At 58.5% G+C, this 424-nt stretch carries 1 protein-coding gene; it reads left to right on the top strand.

Features of this window, described 5'->3' with window-relative positions; all coding sequences use genetic code 11:
• Nucleotides 1–12 precede the first annotated feature (12 nt).
• A partial coding sequence (locus ACF8EA_RS02705) for a transposase (protein ID WP_392521062.1) occupies nt 13–424 on the top strand: 412 nt, incomplete at its 3' end.

The following is a 424-nucleotide window of genomic DNA, read 5'->3' on the forward strand; positions in this document are numbered from 1 at the left end:
AGAGGTGCATGTATGCCAACCAAAAAGAAACCCTTGCGTGACCTGCCCAAAATCCCCAAAGAGCTGCTGGAGCAGTTCGGTGAGGGCCTGATGACCGCAGAAGCTATCGAGGATGCATCTGCGGCGTTCAAGAAGGCCCTGATCGAGCGCGCCCTGAGTGCCGAGCTTGGCCACCACTTGGGCTATCCGCCGGGCGCGCAGCGCCCAGAGGATGAAACCAACCAGCGTAACGGCAAGAGTGGCAAGACGGTTTTGACCGGCGATGGCCCGCTGCGGCTGGAAATTCCTCGTGATCGAGACGGCAGTTTTGCGCCTATTCTGATCCCCAAGCATGAGCGGCGGTATACCGGTTTCGATGACAAGATCATCGCCATGTACGCCCGTGGAATGACGGTCAGAGAGATCCGAGCCTTTTTGTCCGAGC

Origin of the sequence: Pseudomonas sp. YQ_5, assembly GCF_043103305.1 — a bacterium.
Classification (GTDB): domain Bacteria; phylum Pseudomonadota; class Gammaproteobacteria; order Pseudomonadales; family Pseudomonadaceae; genus Aquipseudomonas; species Aquipseudomonas putida_Y.